The sequence below is a fragment of the Vibrio splendidus 12E03 genome (assembly GCF_000272105.2).
Classification (GTDB): Bacteria; Pseudomonadota; Gammaproteobacteria; order Enterobacterales; family Vibrionaceae; genus Vibrio; species Vibrio splendidus_I.
In genome coordinates this window covers 1-18,258 of the sequence record NZ_AJZD02000123.1, presented here as the reverse complement: position 1 = coordinate 18,258, position 18,258 = coordinate 1, and the positions used below count along the sequence as shown (strand labels likewise).

General features: G+C 45.0%; 13 protein-coding genes and 1 pseudogene. 7 read left to right on the top strand and 7 right to left on the bottom strand.

Annotated features, from left to right (window positions below; all coding sequences use genetic code 11):
• The first annotated feature begins 11 nt into the window (after window positions 1-11).
• Window positions 12-1,574: a SpoVR family protein gene (locus A142_RS09925; protein WP_019820884.1), complete on the top strand. Its 1,563-nt coding sequence runs from the start codon at window positions 12-14 to the stop codon at window positions 1,572-1,574.
• 173 nt (window positions 1,575-1,747) lie between these two features.
• On the opposite strand, the gene sohB is transcribed toward A142_RS09925, so the two are convergent.
• Window positions 1,748-2,809, bottom strand: a complete 1,062-nt coding sequence (gene sohB, locus A142_RS09920) for a protease SohB (RefSeq protein ID WP_004737399.1) — start codon at window positions 2,807-2,809, stop codon at window positions 1,748-1,750.
• A gap of 143 nt (window positions 2,810-2,952) precedes the next feature.
• Between sohB and A142_RS09915 the strand changes: the two genes are divergently transcribed.
• The 4 genes and pseudogenes from A142_RS09915 (at window position 2,953) to A142_RS09900 (ending at window position 9,217) form a co-directional block, all read left to right on the top strand.
• Window positions 2,953-3,693, top strand: a complete 741-nt coding sequence (locus tag A142_RS09915; RefSeq protein WP_017629695.1) for a YciK family oxidoreductase — start codon at window positions 2,953-2,955, stop codon at window positions 3,691-3,693.
• 154 nt (window positions 3,694-3,847) lie between these two features.
• Window positions 3,848-4,555: a translesion DNA synthesis-associated protein ImuA gene (imuA, locus tag A142_RS09910; RefSeq protein ID WP_019820878.1), complete on the top strand. Its 708-nt coding sequence runs from the start codon at window positions 3,848-3,850 to the stop codon at window positions 4,553-4,555.
• 3 nt (window positions 4,556-4,558) lie between these two features.
• Window positions 4,559-6,028 (top strand): Y-family DNA polymerase, encoded by a 1,470-nt coding sequence (locus A142_RS09905; protein ID WP_019820877.1) that lies wholly within the window; start codon window positions 4,559-4,561, stop codon window positions 6,026-6,028.
• Window positions 6,029-6,124: 96 nt separating this feature from the next.
• Window positions 6,125-9,217: pseudogene (locus A142_RS09900) on the top strand (error-prone DNA polymerase).
• A gap of 333 nt (window positions 9,218-9,550) precedes the next feature.
• On the opposite strand, the gene A142_RS09895 reads toward A142_RS09900, so the two are convergent.
• Together A142_RS09895 and mlc are read right to left on the bottom strand one after the other, a co-directional pair.
• Complete coding sequence (locus tag A142_RS09895) at window positions 9,551-10,492, bottom strand: chemotaxis protein CheV (RefSeq protein ID WP_017062139.1); 942 nt, start codon at window positions 10,490-10,492, stop codon at window positions 9,551-9,553.
• A 168-nt stretch (window positions 10,493-10,660) separates the two neighbouring features.
• Window positions 10,661-11,878, bottom strand: coding sequence for a sugar metabolism global transcriptional regulator Mlc (gene mlc / locus A142_RS09890; RefSeq protein ID WP_019820875.1), 1,218 nt, complete (start codon window positions 11,876-11,878; stop codon window positions 10,661-10,663).
• A 319-nt stretch (window positions 11,879-12,197) separates the two neighbouring features.
• Here mlc and pyk point away from each other — a divergent pair, with 319 nt between their 5' ends.
• On the top strand, window positions 12,198-13,646 hold the full coding sequence (gene pyk, locus A142_RS09885) for a pyruvate kinase (protein WP_019820873.1): 1,449 nt from the start codon (window positions 12,198-12,200) through the stop codon (window positions 13,644-13,646).
• Window positions 13,647-13,805: 159 nt separating this feature from the next.
• Here pyk and A142_RS09880 read toward each other — a convergent pair whose 3' ends face one another.
• Both A142_RS09880 and A142_RS24725 read right to left on the bottom strand, forming a co-directional pair.
• Entirely contained in the window at window positions 13,806-15,020 is a 1,215-nt protein-coding gene (locus A142_RS09880) for a patatin-like phospholipase family protein (protein WP_019820872.1), read from the bottom strand.
• Window positions 15,021-15,061: 41 nt separating this feature from the next.
• Window positions 15,062-15,151: a YnhF family membrane protein gene (locus A142_RS24725; protein ID WP_139137170.1), complete on the bottom strand. Its 90-nt coding sequence runs from the start codon at window positions 15,149-15,151 to the stop codon at window positions 15,062-15,064.
• A 145-nt stretch (window positions 15,152-15,296) separates the two neighbouring features.
• On the opposite strand from A142_RS24725, the gene A142_RS09875 reads away from it, so the two are divergent.
• A complete protein-coding gene (locus A142_RS09875) occupies window positions 15,297-15,890 on the top strand; it encodes an outer membrane beta-barrel protein (RefSeq protein WP_029405328.1) in 594 nt (197 codons plus the stop codon).
• A 94-nt stretch (window positions 15,891-15,984) separates the two neighbouring features.
• On the opposite strand, the gene A142_RS09870 is transcribed toward A142_RS09875, so the two are convergent.
• Together A142_RS09870 and ptsG are read right to left on the bottom strand one after the other, a co-directional pair.
• Window positions 15,985-16,389, bottom strand: coding sequence for a hypothetical protein (locus tag A142_RS09870; protein ID WP_019820869.1), 405 nt, complete (start codon window positions 16,387-16,389; stop codon window positions 15,985-15,987).
• A gap of 228 nt (window positions 16,390-16,617) precedes the next feature.
• Entirely contained in the window at window positions 16,618-18,048 is a 1,431-nt protein-coding gene (gene ptsG / locus A142_RS09865) for a PTS glucose transporter subunit IIBC (RefSeq protein ID WP_017062145.1), read from the bottom strand.
• Window positions 18,049-18,258 lie beyond the last annotated feature (210 nt).

The window sequence follows — 18,258 nt, the reverse complement described above, 5'->3', positions numbered from 1 at the left end:
GGGAGTTTGCCATGACAGCGAAATCAAACGTTGCAGAGAAAGACAAAGCTGCAAAGAAGAAAAACGACAAGATGCTGCCTGATGGTCCAGATTGGACATTCAACCTCTTGGAGAAATACCACGTAGAAATTAAGCGTGTGGCGCAGCATTACCGTTTAGACACTTACCCAAACCAGATTGAAGTGATTACTTCAGAACAGATGATGGATGCCTACTCGAGCATTGGTATGCCTATCAATTACAACCACTGGTCATTTGGTAAGAAATTCATTCAAACCGAACAAAACTACAAGCATGGTCAGATGGGCTTAGCGTACGAAATCGTAATCAACTCCGATCCTTGTATCGCTTATCTGATGGAAGAGAACACGGTCACGATGCAGGCGCTGGTAATGGCTCACGCTTGTTATGGCCACAACTCTTTCTTTAAAGGCAACTACCTGTTCCAAACATGGACCGATGCCAGTTCCATCATCGATTACTTGTTGTTCGCTAAGAAGTACATCAGTGGTTGTGAAGAGAAATATGGTGTTGCTGAAGTCGAGCAGCTCCTTGACTCTTGTCACGCACTGATGAATTACGGCGTAGACCGATACAAACGCCCTGAGAAGATTTCCATTGCAGAAGAGACAGCAAGACAAGAAGAACGCGAAGCTTATCTGCAATCTCAAGTGAATGAGCTATGGCGAACCGTTCCTCAGAATAAAAGTAAGGAAGAAGAGACCAAGATCCGCTTTCCTAGCGAGCCTCAAGAAAACATTCTCTACTTTATCGAGAAGAACGCACCACTGCTTGAACCTTGGCAACGAGAGTGTGTTCGCATCGTTCGCAAAGTGAGCCAATACTTCTACCCTCAAAAACAAACTCAAGTGATGAACGAAGGCTGGGCAACCTTCTGGCATTACACCATTCTTAACCACCTTTACGACGAAGGCTTGGTGAGTGATAAGTTCATCTTAGAATTCCTACACAGCCATACCAGTGTCGTCGCACAACCCGCCTACAACAGCCCTTATTTCAGCGGAATAAACCCTTATGCGCTTGGCTTTGCGATGTTTAGAGACATCCGACGCATCTGTGAAGAGCCAACCGATGAAGATAGAGAGTGGTTCCCTGAGTTAGCCGGAAGTGATTGGTTAGAAGCAGTGCACTTTGCGATGCACAACTTCAAAGATGAAAGTTTCATCAGCCAATACCTTTCTCCAAAAATCATTCGAGACTTTAAGCTGTTCTCTGTACTCGACGACGACCGTAAAAACACCATCGAGGTGAGTGCTATTCATGATGATCCGGGCTATCGCCTGATTCGTGAGAAGCTTGCGGCGCAATACAACCTAAGTAACCTTGAACCAAACATTCAGGTGTTTAATGTCGATATTCGTGGTGACCGCTCAATGACACTGCAATATGTGCCTCACGACCGCATCCCGCTTGATAAAGGCTACGACGAAGTGATGAAGCATCTCTATCGCTTGTGGGGCTTTGATGTGATTTTGGAAGAGCTCAAAGATACGGGTCATAGAGAGATTTTGACTACTTGTCCAAAACGTAATGATTATGGAGCCAAGATTTAATATTAATCACAGTAAGTCAGTGTTTGGTATAAAACTCCGCTCCCCCTACAACATAGTGGTCACCCGCTCGGAAGTGGAGCAATAAAAAAGCGCATAAGTCTGATGACTTATGCGCTTTCTTTTCAAGGCTCAAACGTTTTTAAATAAACGTGAGGCACTCGAACTAAATAAGCTTAAACAATCGGCTTTTGACCGCGTTCAATCAGCTTCATCAGCACGCTGTCTGCAGATTTACCTGCCACGCCTGCAAGCTTGTCTGACAGCTTTTTCTTCTGTACGTAATGAATCGCTAGAACCGTCTTGTCTTTGCATGCTTCGACAACCAAGTCATCAGAAGTACGGATCTCATCCACCAGCCCAAGTTCATGAGCTTGTGTACCAAACCAGTGCTCACCCGTTGCAACCTTATCAAGGTCTAGCGCTGGGCGGTGATCACGAATGAAGTCTTTGAATAGACCATGTGTCTCTTCTAGCTCTTCTTTAAACTTCTCACGAGCTTTATCGCTGTTCTCACCAAACATGGTTAGAGTGCGTTTGTACTCACCCGCTGTTAACTGTTCAAACTCAATGTCGTGCTTTTTAAGCAGTTTGTTGAAGTTTGGCAATTGAGCAATAACGCCAATAGAGCCAACGATAGCGAAAGGTGCCGACACAATTTTGTCTGCGATACATGCCATCATGTAACCGCCACTTGCTGCTACTTTATCTACCGAGATAGTCAAAGGTAAACCTGCCGCTTTGATACGATCAAGTTGAGAAGACGCCAAACCGTAGCCGTGGACCATGCCACCGCCAGATTCAAGTTTCAGCAATACTTCATCGCCTTCACGAGCCACAGCCAGAACCGCCGTTACCTCTTCACGTAATGAAGCCACTTCTTTTGCATCAATGCTGCCGTTAAAATCAAGAACGAATAGATGTGGTTCACGCTTGCTATCAAGCTCACCCTCTTTCGCTGCTTTCTTCACTTCTTTACCGCGTGATTTTACTTTCTCTTTTTCCGCTTTCTTTTCTGCTTTATCACGGGCTTTGATGAAAGCATCATCGTGTAGATGGTGCTCTAATTGTTCAATCGTCTGTTTATGGTGTTCAGATAGGTTCGTGATTTCCAGCTCACCTTTAATCGCGCTTGATTTTCCACCCACAGATTTAGCAATGACTAAAATTGCAATGATGGCGATTACAACGGTCGCAATCTTGGCTAAAAACAAGCCGTAGTCCAACAAAAATTCCAATGTCATATCCCCTATTGTATGAATTAGTGTATTGTAACCATCTTGTCACGATTACCAAGAATTTCTCATCATTCCTGCGGTTATCTGTGTGATTAAACATCAATGGAATGACGAACATAATAAAAGAAAGAAGGATAAGCACAGTGGATTACCCAATCTCTACAGATGCCCTCAAAGATAAAGTAATTTTGGTTACAGGTGCCGGTGCTGGCATTGGTCGCCAAGCTGCACTAAGCTTCGCTCAACATGGCGCAACTGTCATTCTGTTAGGCCGCAATGTAAAAAACCTAGAATTCATTTACGATGAAATCGAAAGTGCTGGTTACCCGCAGCCTGCGATTATCCCATTGGATTTAAAAGGCGCGACAAAACAGAACTACATTGATATGGCTGAAACCATTGAATCGCAGTTCGGTCGTTTAGACGGTCTACTTCATAACGCTGGCGTTTTAGGTACTCTGAGCCCGTTTGAGCAGATTGATGAAGAGACCTTTGATGATGTTATGCAGATCAATGTGAAGTCTGAGTTCTTGATGACTCAAGCACTTTTACCTGCACTTAAGAAAGCGGAAGCGGGTCGTATCGTATTCACCTCTTCTACCGTTGGTCACTCTGGCCGTGCATTCTGGGGCACTTACGCGATTTCTAAGTTTGCTACCGAAGGTATGATGCAGATCTTAGCGGATGAGCTTGAAGACACAAACATCCGTGTTAATGCGATTAACCCGGGCGGCACTCAAACACGTATGCGTGCAAAAGCGTACCCAGGTGAAGATGCTAACAAACTGAAAACGCCACTGGACATCATCCCACTGTACCTACACTTAATGAACCCAAGTGTGACAGACATTAATGGTCAATGTATCGATGCTCAACCTAAGTAGTTGATATTATAACCAATAACAAGAAGCCGCTTCCATAGTGGCTTTTTTTGTATCTAAATCAACCACCTAATACTTACTTCCACTAATTTTCATCATTTTGCTTTGCATCTTTTTCATTGTTAAATATACTGTATAAATACACAGGTATTTGATTATGCATGAACTCATAAAAAACTTACAAGACCGCCAGCTAATCTGGAAAGGGCTACAATCAACAACGCAAGGAAGTACCACTTCGACAGGCTATCCGCAATTGGATAAACAGCTTGATGGTGGCTTTCCTACACACGGCGTTATTGAAGTTGAATCACAACAGGGGATTGGCGAACTGCGCCTGCTTACCCCTTATTTAGCTCAGCAAAACTCACAGAAGCTGGCCATATTCATTAACCCGCCAGGGAAGATCTGTGCCGAGTTTTTTAGCAGCCAAGGGATTGAGATCGATAACATCTTGGTGATTGAGCCTCAACGCGATCTCGATGCATTGTGGGCTGCTGAACAATGCCTCAAGAGTGGTGCTTGTCATTCTGTATTGTTATGGGGAACCGATCTCGAAATCCACCAAACCAAACGCCTACAAGCCGCAAGTGAAACGGGCAAGTGCCTGCAATTTCATTTTAAAGCCACCAGCCATAATCAATTATCCCTGCCCGTTTCCTTATGCATGAAACTGTCTTCTCACGCCCAAGGGCTGAAGGTAGAGGTAACAAAAAGAAAAGGCAGTTGGTCGTATGGCAGCTTTGTTCTAGACATGACACACAACTGGCCGTTACTCACAGAGAAAGTCGTTTATGAAGACAATTTAGACCGTACTTTGCCCGGTAACACTGTGCTGGCTTTTCCTATTGCGAAGCAAGGCTAGCGGATGTTGTGGCTTTATCTGCACTTTCCGTCTCTGCAGTTGGATACCTTGTTTAACTCTAATGAATTGGGTTCGAACGAAGACTCACGCGAGCAACCTATTATCATCGTGGATGAAAAAGATCACCGTGTACTGCAAGCTAACCCAGCTGCGCTGCAATCGGGAATTTCGCTTGGTATGGGCTTAGGGTCTGCGGCGGCGCTTTGCCATCACTTACACGTCCACCCTTACAGTATTGAACTGGAGAAAAGTAAGCTCAAAGAGATCGCTCAATGGGCGTATCTAATCACTTCCGACATGGCGTTATTGCCACCTAATGGTTTGCTGATTAAAGCCTCTAACATGCTGTCACTTTACGACGGGCTAGATAACTACTGGCATGAGCTCAAAAGCCACTTAGAAACGCTCAATATCCAGTTCAGCTTTGCCACAGGTTATTCGCCGCTTTCTGCAATCCTTTTGGGCAAGCAAGCGATCAACCAAGCGACGAACAATGTTGAGCAGATGAAAGCTTGGATAAGTAAGCAGACGCTGAGTTCAAGCGAGCTACCAACTAAGCAAGTTGAACGCCTAAATCGTGTTGGTATTAATGTCGTAGAAGACCTATTAAAGCTGCCTTTGCAAGATGTCGCGCGCCGCTTTGATATCGACTTGGTGAACTATGTGGGTCGTCTTAATGGGCAGTTCAAGCACCCTATTGATTTCTATCACCCACCAGAGAATTTCCAGCAATATTTGGAACTGTTGTTTGATATTGAAAACATCCTATTTATCGAAAAGCCGTTGCTGAAATTACTGAATCAACTCGAGTGTTTTTTGAAGCTACGTGACCGAGTAGCTTTTGAGTTAACGCTGACTTTGCACCTTAGGGATAAAGACGATCACCCTGTCTCTTTCTATTCGGCGCAGGGCGATTATCTTGCTAGCAAATGGGCGAACCTAACGCATCTCACCTTAGAGTCACTGAAGATCACCGCACCGGTTCAGGGGCTAACTCTCAGCTTGATTCGTCATGGTGAGCCTCAAATGGACTACCATGATCTTTTCGATGGTAATACCGGAACACTTGCCGCGTTAGATTTGCTCTCACTACTGCAAGCAAAGCTTGGGCAAGCCTGCATTCAAACACCGAAAATACAGCACGACCCAAGGCCAGAAAAGGCCAATCAGTATTCGATCCCCACACTAAGTAAGTCTGTGGCAAAGAGACAAACGCCCACAGGGTTCGAGCAACAAGCCACTGCTTTCAACATCAACCAACAACGACTCAGGCCCAGTATTTTACTGCCAGAGCCCGAAGCCTTAACCGAAAGCGTCACCTTATCTCAAGGCCCTGAGCGCATTGTGTCTGGCTGGTGGGACGGAGAGAAAGTCATTCGTGACTACTTTATTGCTCACAGTGAAAACGGCCGCAGATTATGGGTATTTAGAACGCCAGATAAACAATGGTTTTTGCACGGTTTATTTAGCTAGCCGTAAGGCTGTTTGGTAAGTCGTTCTTACCACTTATTCCATTTAAACGTCCCTTTTCAATCATGTTCACTCGCAATGGTTAAGTGAGATTACGTTATGTCTCAGAAATATTCAGAGCTCTTCTGTCAAAGTAATTAATCCTTCCTTGAGGGAGCCTCACACGCAGAGGAGCTTGTTTTACAGGCCGACTTCTTACGTTACAAAGCCCTTGCGGTCACCGACGAGTGCTCGGTCGCGGGCATCGTCAAGGTTCACTCTGCAATCAAGCAACATAAACTGTCGCTCAAGCAAATTGTAGGGAGCATGTTTTGGTTAAATGACGAGTGCCAAGTAATCTTGATATGCCCAAACAGACAAGCCTACGCCGAGCTGTGCCGTATTATTACCAACGCGAGACGTCGTAGCAGCAAGGGATATTATCAGCTCTCTGAGTGGGATATCATGTCGGCTAAACACTGCTTTATTCTTTGGCTTCCTCAACAGAAAAATGAAGACGCGCACTGGGGGCAATGGCTCTCTCAGCATCATTCAGGCAGGCTTTGGATCGGCTTACAACGACACCTAAAGCAAACCGACCAGCAATACACAGATTACTGCGTTGAGCTGTCACAACATCATCAACTGTCGATTACAGCTTGTGGTGGCGTGCTGATGCACAACGCGAATCGCTTACCCTTACAGCACTCACTCACTGCGATAAAATACCAAAAACCCATTACCGAAGTGGGCAGTCACTTACTCGCTAATGCCGAGCGCTGTTTACGAAGTATCAATAAGCTCTCTCATATCTTCAAAGCGGAGTGGCTAGAAGAGAGCAACCGCATCGCTGAGCTGTGTGAATTTGATTTAGATAGCTTGCGCTACGAATATCCCAGTGAGCTGATTCCTCAAGGTGAGACGCCCATGAGTTATCTGCGCATGTTGGTCGAAAAAGGAAAACAGGCTCGCTTCCAACAAAGTGTACCTAATGACATCCAACAGATCATAGATAAAGAATTGGGGCTGATTGACGAGCTAGACTACCCTTTCTTCTTCCTCACTATCCACGACATCGTGATGTTTGCTAAAAGCCAAGGCATTCTTTACCAAGGTCGAGGTTCAGCTGCCAATTCCGTGGTCTGTTATTGCTTAGAAATCACCTCAGTCGACCCAAGGCAGATCTCGGTGCTGTTTGAACGCTTCATCAGTAAAGAGCGCGATGAGCCGCCTGATATTGATGTCGATTTTGAACATGAACGCCGTGAAGAAGTCATCCAATACATCTACCAAAAATACGGTAGAGAAAGGGCCGCGCTTGCTGCAACGGTCATTTCTTATCGCTTTAAAAGTGCGGTAAGAGATGTCGGTAAAGCATTAGGGCTACAAGAAACTCAGCTCGACTACTTCATCAAGAACACCAATCGCAGGGACAAAAGCTTAGGTTGGCAGGCTCAGCTCACTCAATTGGGGCTACAACCTGATTCATTGAAGGGACAACAGTTTATCCATTTGGTTAATGAGATCATCGGCTTTCCACGTCACCTATCTCAACACGTTGGTGGCTTTGTCATATCTTCAGGGCCTTTGTATGAACTGGTTCCCGTCGAGAATGCCGCTATGCACGACCGAACCATTATCCAATGGGATAAGGATGATCTAGAAACCTTAGGCTTGCTGAAAGTTGACGTGCTCGCGTTAGGTATGCTCTCTGCGATTCGTAAATGTTTCGACCTGATCAAACGCATTCACGGGCGATCACTGACCATTGCTGAGATCACTCGCCTTAAGGACGATCCTCAGGTTTACGGCATGATTCAGCGAGCAGATACGGTCGGGATATTCCAAATTGAGTCACGTGCGCAAATGAGCATGCTGCCAAGGCTTAAACCGAGGACTTATTACGACTTAGTGATTCAAATCGCTATCGTACGCCCAGGTCCTATTCAGGGCGATATGGTGCATCCGTTTCTCAAGCGTCGAGATGGCATTGAGCCAATCAGTTATCCATCTAAAGATGTGGAATCGGTATTGTCGCGCACCTTAGGGGTGCCGATATTCCAGGAGCAAGTGATCAAACTCGCGATGGTGGCCGCAGGGTTTACTGGTGGTGAAGCGGATCAACTCAGACGGGCAATGGCCGCTTGGAAGAAAAATGGCAACGTCTTTAAGTTTAAAAACAAACTCATCGAAGGAATGCAAAAGCGCGGCTATGAGACAGAGTTTGCTGAGCAGATCTTTAAACAGATATGCGGCTTTGGCGAGTACGGTTTTCCTGAAAGCCACTCGGCTTCGTTTGCGGTGTTAGCGTATTGCTCCGCTTGGTTGAAATGCTATTACCCTCAATGTTTCTATGCTTCTCTGTTGAATAGCCAACCGATGGGGTTTTATAGCCCCTCACAGTTGGTACAGGACGCACAACGACATAATGTGGTGATACTTCCGGTATGCGTGAACGCTTCTCAAAACGACCACACGGTTGTCTCTCATCAGAATGGTTTAGCGATTCGCTTAGGACTGCGACAAATCAAAGGATTCAGCGAGCATGGGATTCAAAGCGTGCTCGCCAATCGTCCTCAATCCGGTTATCGCCACCCTAGCCAGGTGAAACAGTTATCGATGAATAAGAAAGACATCGAGCTACTGGCATCAGCTAATGCGCTACATAACGTTTCTGGAGACCGCTTCCAGACTCGCTGGGCGATCATGGACTCAGCGTCTGATTTACCTCTGTTTAGCCAAGCCTATGACGATGCTGAGGCAGGACATGACGAACATACACTGCACAAACCCAATGAGATGCAAGATCTACTCGAAGACTTCACCAGTGTCGGAATTTCATTGAACAAGCACCCCATCACTTTGCTCGAAGAAGCAGGACGATTAGGTCGATTCACACACATGAAAGATTTAATGCAACAGAGACATAAATCCATGGTCACCGTTGTCGGATTAGTCACAGGCAAACAATCTCCCGGAACCGCGGCAGGTGTCACCTTTGTCACGCTAGAAGATAGCACTGGTAATATTAATGTCGTGGTATGGGGAGCAACCGCGCGCGCTCAACAGCAAGCTTATCTCACAGCCAAGGCGTTAAAAGTACAAGGGATATTAGAAAAAGAAGGAGAAGTCGTGCATGTTATCGCGGGGAAACTTATCGATATTACCGATGAAATTGTTGGCTTGAAAACCAAATCTCGGGATTTTCATTAGCGAAGTACCGATAGTTCTCAATCGATCATTGGCTAAAGAAACGAGAGAAAGAGCAACGAAAAAGGGAAGCATCCGCTTCCCTTCGATTCCAATTGTTGAGTTATGACTCAACTTCAGCTTCCGTACGTCTTTTCTTAAATTCCCTATACAGTAATAAGCTCAAAGTCATAACGACTTTAGACGTTAACCATATCATTAAGAGGAACTACCTTAGATTGTGTGTGAAAAGTTACGCTAGTAGTTGAGCATATTTCGTTAAGAAAAATATGCCGTGTGAATATTAGCAAACGTTTTCTATAAGGTCACTCAAAACAAACCGTACAGCAGCATTAATTATAAAATCTGACGCATTCGCTCTTGAGTCACTTCAACCAAGAGGTCTGGCTGGAACTTAGAAATAAAGCGGTTACACCCTACTTTCTCAACCATAGCTTCATTAAAACTTCCACTTAATGAAGTGTTTAGCGTAATAAACAGGTCATGCATTCTAGGGTCAGTACGTACTTCGTGTGTCAGCTTGTAGCCGTCCATTTCAGGCATTTCAGCATCGGTGATCATCAACAATATTTCTTGATTGATGTCTTTGCCTTCATCACACCAGCCCTTAAGTAAGGTCAGTGCTTCTAAGCCATCACAACACTCAATAATGTTCAAACCAAGCTGCGACAAGGTGCCTTTAATTTGGTTACGCGCTGTTGAAGAGTCATCAACGATAAGCACATTACGTCCTATCATCTCCTGAGCTAATTGTTCATCTAAAACGCCTTCAGAGATCGATACATCGTAATCAATGATCTCAGCCAGCACTTTCTCAACATCGATGATCTCGACGATCTTGTGCTGCTCTTCTTCTTGAATATGCGTGATAGCGGTTAGGTAATTTGCGCGACCTGTTGTCTTTGGCGGCGGTTGGATTTCTGTCCATGTCGTGTTCACGATATTACGAACTTGCCCAACCAAGAAACCTTGTACGGTTCGGTTGTATTCCGTAATGATCAAGTTACTTTCTTGAGATTCCGCACGAGATGGTGGAAAGCCAATGGCACTGCGTAAATCGATAACAGGCACCGATTCACCACGTAAAGACGCAACACCCGTAATATGATGATGAGAGCCCGGTAAGCGAGTAAGTACTGGCACTTTGAGGACTTCTTTCACTTTAAATACGTTAATCGCAAATAGTTGACGACTATTTAAGCTGAATAACAAGAGTTCCAGACGGTTTTCACCGACCAGTTTGGTTCTCTGATCAACCGAATTTAAAACGCCAGACATACAACACCTTAGTGACAAATAATAACTGTGGCTACAATAGCCTACTTCAATAGGTTAAAGCAAAGCGCCAATGCACAGAATGCTTAAACTAAGTACAACAAATGATGTTATACAAAGCTTAAGTACATGGAAAGGTTCAGGGTAAGGCTACAAGACGAGAAAAAGGGGTTAACCTTCAATAACTTTCATTAACAGTTGGCCATCGTATAAGGCCTGCTTGATGAGCGCAGCACCTGGCATGGTTGCCTGCTTATAAAAACGAGATTCCACCAGCTCTAAGTCTTTATGGTAAACCGATAGACTCTGCTCTTCGATACACTTTTGAATCGCCGGGTATAACACGCTCTTCGCCTGATTGATAACACCACCCACCAAGATTTTCTCTGGGTTGAATAGGTTAATCACAATCGCAATCGCAGAACCTAAGTAACGACCTAACTGTTCAATCACTTCAACAGCCAACGGATCCCCATTAGCAGCCGCAGCACAGATCTGCTCAATAGTGACATCTTCAAACACCGTTAGCGTTGATTCTTCACCATTTGCCAGTCGCTCTTTGACTTGCTCACGGATTGCCTGAGAGCTCGCCACCGTTTCTAAACAGCCTCGATTTCCACAGTGGCAAAGCTTGCCTTCCTTATCGATCTGGATATGCCCCAACTCACCGATGTTACCGTGACGTCCTTGCAGAACGCGACCATCAAGAATGATCCCGGCACCTAAACCGTGGTGAATCGAGATAAGAACAGAGTTGTCATTGTCTTGTGAGTTACCAAACAGCTTCTCTGCTAATGCCCACGCTCGGGTATCATTGGCAATAAAAACTGGCAAACCGGTTTCTTTGTAGATCTCCGGCCCCAACGCTAAGTTTTCAACGTTGTAGTGCGGCATCTGCAACACAATACCTTGCTCTGAATTCACCAGACCTGGCAGTGTGATAGCGATACTCGTCACCCTGTCGAGTTGCTCGGCATAGGTTTGGAAGAACTCATCGATTTCATGGAGAAGACGCGCAAGCACATCATCTTGATCACGTTCATGGATATCAATCTTGGTATCGATAAGTACATCGCCGCCCAATTCATGGAGCGCGATCGTCAAGTATCCACGACCAAGACGCATCGACAAAAACTGCCAACCTTCGTTATTGGTTTGCAGACCGACAGCAGGACGCCCACGAGTCGTGGCTTCTTGAACCGTCGTTTCGTGAATAAGGTGAGCTTCAATGAGTTCACGGGTAATTTTAGTAATACTCGCCGGAGCCAACTCACTTTGCTTGGACAGATCGATACGAGAAATAGGACCTTTAAGGTCAATTAGTTTATATACACGACCAGCATTGACCTGTTTGATATGATCAATATGGCCCGGTTGAGCCATGTACATTTTACGCTCCAGAAATCATCAACGAGGTAATTTTTTTACTTTGCGAAGTAATTGTGAAGTCACTTGGTATATCGCCGTGACCAGTATCACGTATATACATGAATCTTTGTGTATCGAGTCAAATAGTTCGAGGAAAATTAACACCCACATCGATAATTTGCGACTTAATTTTCAGAATAAAACATCGCGTTTGAGCCCTAAATTCAATAATTAAAGGCAAATCAAGAAATATCCTCCTAGCTCCCAATAAATTATCAATTAATGCATATACTTAATTCAGTCTTTCAAAAGATTACTTGGCCTCACTCTAGGAGTATTCATGACAGCCGAATTAAGAAAAACGAAAATCGTCACAACGCTTGGCCCTTCTACTGATAAAGGTAACGTGCTTGAAGAGATAATCAAAGCCGGTGCCAATATCGTTCGTATGAACTTCTCTCACGGCACCAGCGACGACCATATACAACGCGCAGAAAACGTCCGAGCGATAGCAAAAAGGCTCGGCACTCAAATAGCTATTCTCGGTGACTTGCAGGGACCCAAGATTCGTGTATCGACATTCAAAGAAGGTAAAATCCAACTTAACGTAGGCGATCTATTTACTCTCGACAGTAGCTTAGGTTTAGGTGAAGGCAATCAAGAAGCCGTTGGCCTTGATTACAAAGAACTGCCTAACGACGTATCCGCCGGCGATATCCTGTTGCTTGACGATGGTCGTGTTCAACTCAAAGTAACCAAAGTAGAAGGCTGTCGCGTTCATACCGAAGTCATCATTGGCGGCCCACTCTCAAATAACAAAGGCATCAACAAAAAAGGTGGTGGCCTTTCCGCAGAAGCGCTAACAGAAAAAGACAAGCGCGACATCGTCACCGCCGCACAAATCAAAGTGGATTACCTAGCGGTGTCTTTCCCTCGTAATGGTGAAGACATGCACTATGCTCGTCAGCTTGCACGAGAAGCCGGCTTAGAAGCTCACCTCGTCGCAAAAGTGGAGCGAGCAGAGACAGTAGCTACAGTTGAGAACATGGATGACATCATAATGGCCTCAGATGTGGTCATGGTGGCTCGTGGTGACCTCGGAGTGGAAATTGGCGATCCTGAGTTAGTCGGAGTACAAAAACAGCTTATACGCCGTGCCAGAGCGCTTAACCGAACTGTCATCACCGCAACTCAGATGATGGAATCAATGATTTCTGCGCCAATGCCAACCCGTGCCGAAGTTATGGATGTTGCCAACGCCGTACTCGATGGCACCGATGCTGTGATGCTGTCTGGTGAAACTGCAGCTGGTGACTACCCAGTCGAGACCGTAAAATCGATGGCTGAAGTCTGTATTGGTGCGGAAAAAATGGCAGGCATTAATAACCAATCCAATTACCGTATTGACCGCACCTTTGTTACTGCCGAAGAAACCGTTTCGATGGCGACCATCTACTCTGCGAACCATATGGAAGGCATTAAAGGCGTTGTCACTCTCACCGAGTCAGGCCGCACTGCACTGATGATGTCTCGCCTAAGTGCCGACATGCCGATCTACGCGCTGTCTCGTAACGAAGGAACGCTTAATCGCTGTACCTTATACCGAGGTGTGACACCTATCTACTTCGAGACAGAAGCTGAAGACAGCTTTGACATCGCACTATCTACACTCACTTGCCTGAAAGAAAAAGGACACCTTAAGTTTGGTGACCTAGTGATCGTCACTCAAGGCGACATTATGGATGTAGCAGGGTCAACCAACTGTATGAGAATCTTGCCTGTCACCTAATATTTGACCTTAAGGCGAAACGATTCGCCTAATCTCAAAAACTTAAAAGGGTTATCGAACCAAGTTCAATAACCCTTTTTCATTTCAGAACACGACTCACTACAATCTGCTTAAACAGCATAACGAGCTCACAGCATGCTAGCTCATCAACTTCGAGAATTACTTGCCAGCAGCAATGGTGGCTAACTGTGGCATATGAGAATTGCGAGCGTTTTCCGTTGAGGTATAGGTTTCCACAAATCGGTAACCGGCTTCTAAGCCCATTTCGTAATCGTGCAACAGGTCTTCTTTGTCGCTCATTAATGAACTCGATTTTAGTGGCTGACTTGGCGCTATCTGAACCACAAACGCGTCGTCTGGTGGCGAATTCAAAAAATCCTGAGTCAATGAGTAGGTCTGATAATGCACCATTAGCATGTCAGCCAAGCCTGAATCAAACTTATCTCCGATTAAATGACTTAAGCGATAAATATCATCTGCACCAAATAGCCAGCGACCACCGTTCAGCAGGTCTAAATGCCCACGGTCACGCTTCTGCTCTTTTGAGCGCATAATTTGTTGTTGGAAGAAAGAGGTCCAGTCGGTTTTCCACTGTTCCATTTTCTGTTGCCAATGACCTTGAACACTGACAAAAGATTCGCGGAACCACTCCAGTTCTTCGGCAGAGATTGGTTTAGGCGCTTTGACTGAAGATCCCTTAACTGGTGCTTCAACCAAATGGGTATTACCTTCCTCCACCACTGGCTCAGTACGAATCACCACAATAGAACGGGCTTGTCTTCGCCACGCTTCCTGAACCGGGATACACGCCGATACACCACCGTCCACATAAACACTGTCACCAATAAAGACTTCATCATTGTACAAACGAGGAATGGCGCAGGTCGCAATCATCACCTTGTACCAATCTTCGCCCAATAATGGGAAGTAGTGGTCTCGTAAGTCTTTGGAATCCGTTACAGCTGCATAGAAGTGGCGATCGCCTAGCGTTTGTCGCCCTAAATCCAGATCGAGCTTATATGGGTAAGCCATAATTTGTTCTAGGGCCCATTCTAATCCTAGGTTCTTTCTGTATCGTATATAGGAAAAGAGATTGAAGAACTCGGGAGAGGTTGTGAGGTCAAGAACAAAAGAACGTCCAAGGCCTTTATCACGGCACAGATAAGCACATAAGTTGAGAGCACCTGCTGAGGTACCAAAAAATTCGTCGAAGGGGTCAAAATTTGAGAGAAGAAAGGCATCCAGCACTCCAGAAGTAAAAATACTTCTCTGTCCGCCACCTTGAGCGACCAGTGCTGTTTTTCCAGCAATAAACTTAGCGTAATAATCCAAGTCTATTGCTGTATCAATATTGGTTATAATCCCACTATTCATTATTCCCTGAGTATCAAAACTCAGCCTCGCAATAGATGGTATTAACTACCAATCGCAATAAAGCCAAATGAAAGAATGATCACGTAGATAAACACGGTAATTTGTAGGGCATTTTTCAGATTATGGTCCATAGACACCTCTGGCTTATTATTAATTTGTCGAGTCTCTATTTAAGTACTATCAGGTGTGTGAAGTATCTTCAAGAATCGTCGAAATTAGTCGCACAATATTGATGTAACCATCACAATTAGTAAGTGTATGGATAAGGATATACTCATGAATAACAAAGCAAATATGATGGCACTGATTACGCTTCTCTCCGTTTCAAGCGCGTATGCTTCGCCGGAGATCATCATTACACCTATGGTAGGTTATACCGGCGGTGGCAGTGTCGAAGACCAGGACGGTAAAACCTATGACATGAAAGGCTCTGAAAACTACACCTTTGCCATTGAAACGCCACTTGAAAAAGGACGTATCGGCTTCTTCTATTCCAATCAGAGCTCGGAATTAGAAACACTCAACCTAAGCTCCTCCATCCAATATCTGCACCTTCAAAGCAGCATCTACTACCCAGCTTCGCCTGTGTTGTCGGGTTATCTAGGGTTAGGTCTTGGTGCTTCTTACGTCGATGTAGACTGGGCAAAGGATAAGTATGGATTCTCAACTTCTATCTTTGGCGGCTTAGAGTACAAATTTAGTGACCGACTAGCGTTGAACACACAAGTACGTTGGCTGGGTACAGTTGTCGATAACGATACCTCCGGCGTTTGTAACATCCCAAGTAACGGCCAAGAGTGCATCATTCGTTTTGATACCGACTGGATGAACCAATTCCAAGCCAATGTCGGACTGAGTTTTACTTTCTAAGCGGCTCAATGAAGCAAAAAATATAAGATCGGCCCAAATGAAAAAACCAGCTAAATGCTGTTTTTTTTCATTATTAAAGCGGTTTTAGTTCAGGTTAGAACTTATAGGTAACACCTAAAGCGCCGCCCACTTGCAACTCAACACCTTTATACATATCGAGTTCAGGGTGAACTTGAGCGTAAGCATTCCAACCTTCGTAGAAATTCACTTTCACGCCTAATGGCAAGCGTAAGCCAAAGTCGTCATTCCATTCAGCCCAAGCACCAGCACCGACGTACCAACTCAATGGAGCTTCAGTCTCGAACTGACCACGCTTCCAAATGTAGTCAAATGCAGCGCCGTCATTACCAATCGTAGCACGGTATTTCTGATCAAATTCCACAACGACACTCAGGTCTTGGTCAATGGCAAGTCCAACTTCCAAAGCTGGAGCTTCAGAAGCGTGAGCAAACGAGGCTCCGCTGTAGCACATAAGGCCGATCAAGTAACGATGTTTCATAATATTCTCAGACTGTGTTTAAAAGCGGTAGTTTACTGGAATAATAACGAAAGGTGTCATCGCTAGGTAAAAGATAAAAGACACGAAAAATTTAAGAGCAACCATCAACTGATCGAGTTGAATGATAAGTATCTGAGTTAATGGAGATTAAGCATAATAGGTCTTTCATAGAGCTGAAAATAAAAAAGGAGGCCTTTCGGCCTCCTTTCAATTTATTGAATCAGTGAATTAACCGTTGTTACGGATCCACTCATCCATGTCTGTCTTAAGGTTGTCAGACTTAGTACCGAAGATAGCTTGTACGCCACCAGCAACTACAACAACACCTGCAGCGCCTAGTTTCTTCAGTTTGTCTTGGTCAACAAGAGCTGTATCAGCTACTGCAACACGTAGACGAGTAATACAAGCGTCAAGACCTGTGATGTTCGCTTTGCCACCGAATGCAGCAACTAGCTCACCAGCAAGTTCAGAACCAGTCGCAACTGACTCTTCTTCAGTCTCGTCTTCACGGCCTGGAGTTTTAAGGTCTAGAGCTTTAATCACAGTGCGGAATACGATGTAGTAAATTGCAGCGTAAGCAATACCACATACAACCATTAGGCCCATCTTAGACGCGTTGCCAGATAGAACTAGGAAGTCGATTAGACCGTGTGAGAAAGATGTACCGTGTACAAAACCTAGAGTATTAGCAAGAACGTATGCAGAACCAGCTAGTAGAGCGTGGATTGCGTACAGTACTGGAGCAACGAATAGGAAAGAGAATTCGATTGGTTCAGTGATACCCGTTAGGAATGAAGTCAACGCAGCAGAAGCCATGATGCCCATTACTTTAGCGCGGTTTTCAGGCTTAGCTGAGTGTGCAATCGCGATTGCAGCAGCAGGTAGGCCGAACATCTTGAACATGTAACCACCAGCTAGCTGACCGAAGCCATTGCCCGCTGCACGAGATGCGTCATCAGCAACTAGGTAACAAGTAAGAACACCATTTTGAGTTTCACCAGCAGCGTTTACACAAGTACCAGCTTCAAAGAAGAAAGGTACGTTCCAAACGTGGTGAAGACCAAATGGAATTAGAGAACGCTCAACGATACCGTAGATACCAAACGCCACTTGTGGGTTTTGGTGAGCAGCCCAATCAGAGAACGCAGAGATAGCGCCGCCAACTGGTGGCCATACTACAGATAGTAGGATTGCTAGACCAATCGCAGAGAAACCTGTGATAATTGGCACTGCACGCTTACCAGCGAAGAAGCCAAGGTACTCTGGTAGTTGAATACGGAAGAAACGGTTGAATGCCCAAGCAGCAACACCACCGACTAGGATACCACCTAGTACACCAGTATCGATTTTATCAACGCCCATTACACCAGCCATTACGCCAAGTGTAGCAGTCATGATGCCGTAACCAACGATAGCAGCTAGACCAGCCACACCATCGTTGTTAGTAAAGCCAAGTGCAACACCTACTGCGAACAGTAGTGCCATTTGACCAAATACTGAACCACCAGCTTGTTCCATTAAGTTTGAAACGATTTCTGGAATGAAAGGAAGATCTGCTGCACCGACACCTAGCAAAATACCCGCAACTGGTAAAACTGATACTGGAAGCATCAGAGACTTACCAACTTTCTGCAGGCTAGCAAAAAGGTTCTTAAACATGTTTATGCTCCTGATAAAGATAAAATAATTATATTGGGTTCTAACGGCACACCCCCGTAGCCTATATGTTAGCACCCTGCGAAAATGTAACCATGTATTGCATTATATTTTCTGCCGCTAAATATATATTGATGGGGAACTAACTTTCTAGTCACTTACGAAATTTAGTTTCAAAACACGTCTTGGATCACATGTCAAATCTAGAAATGC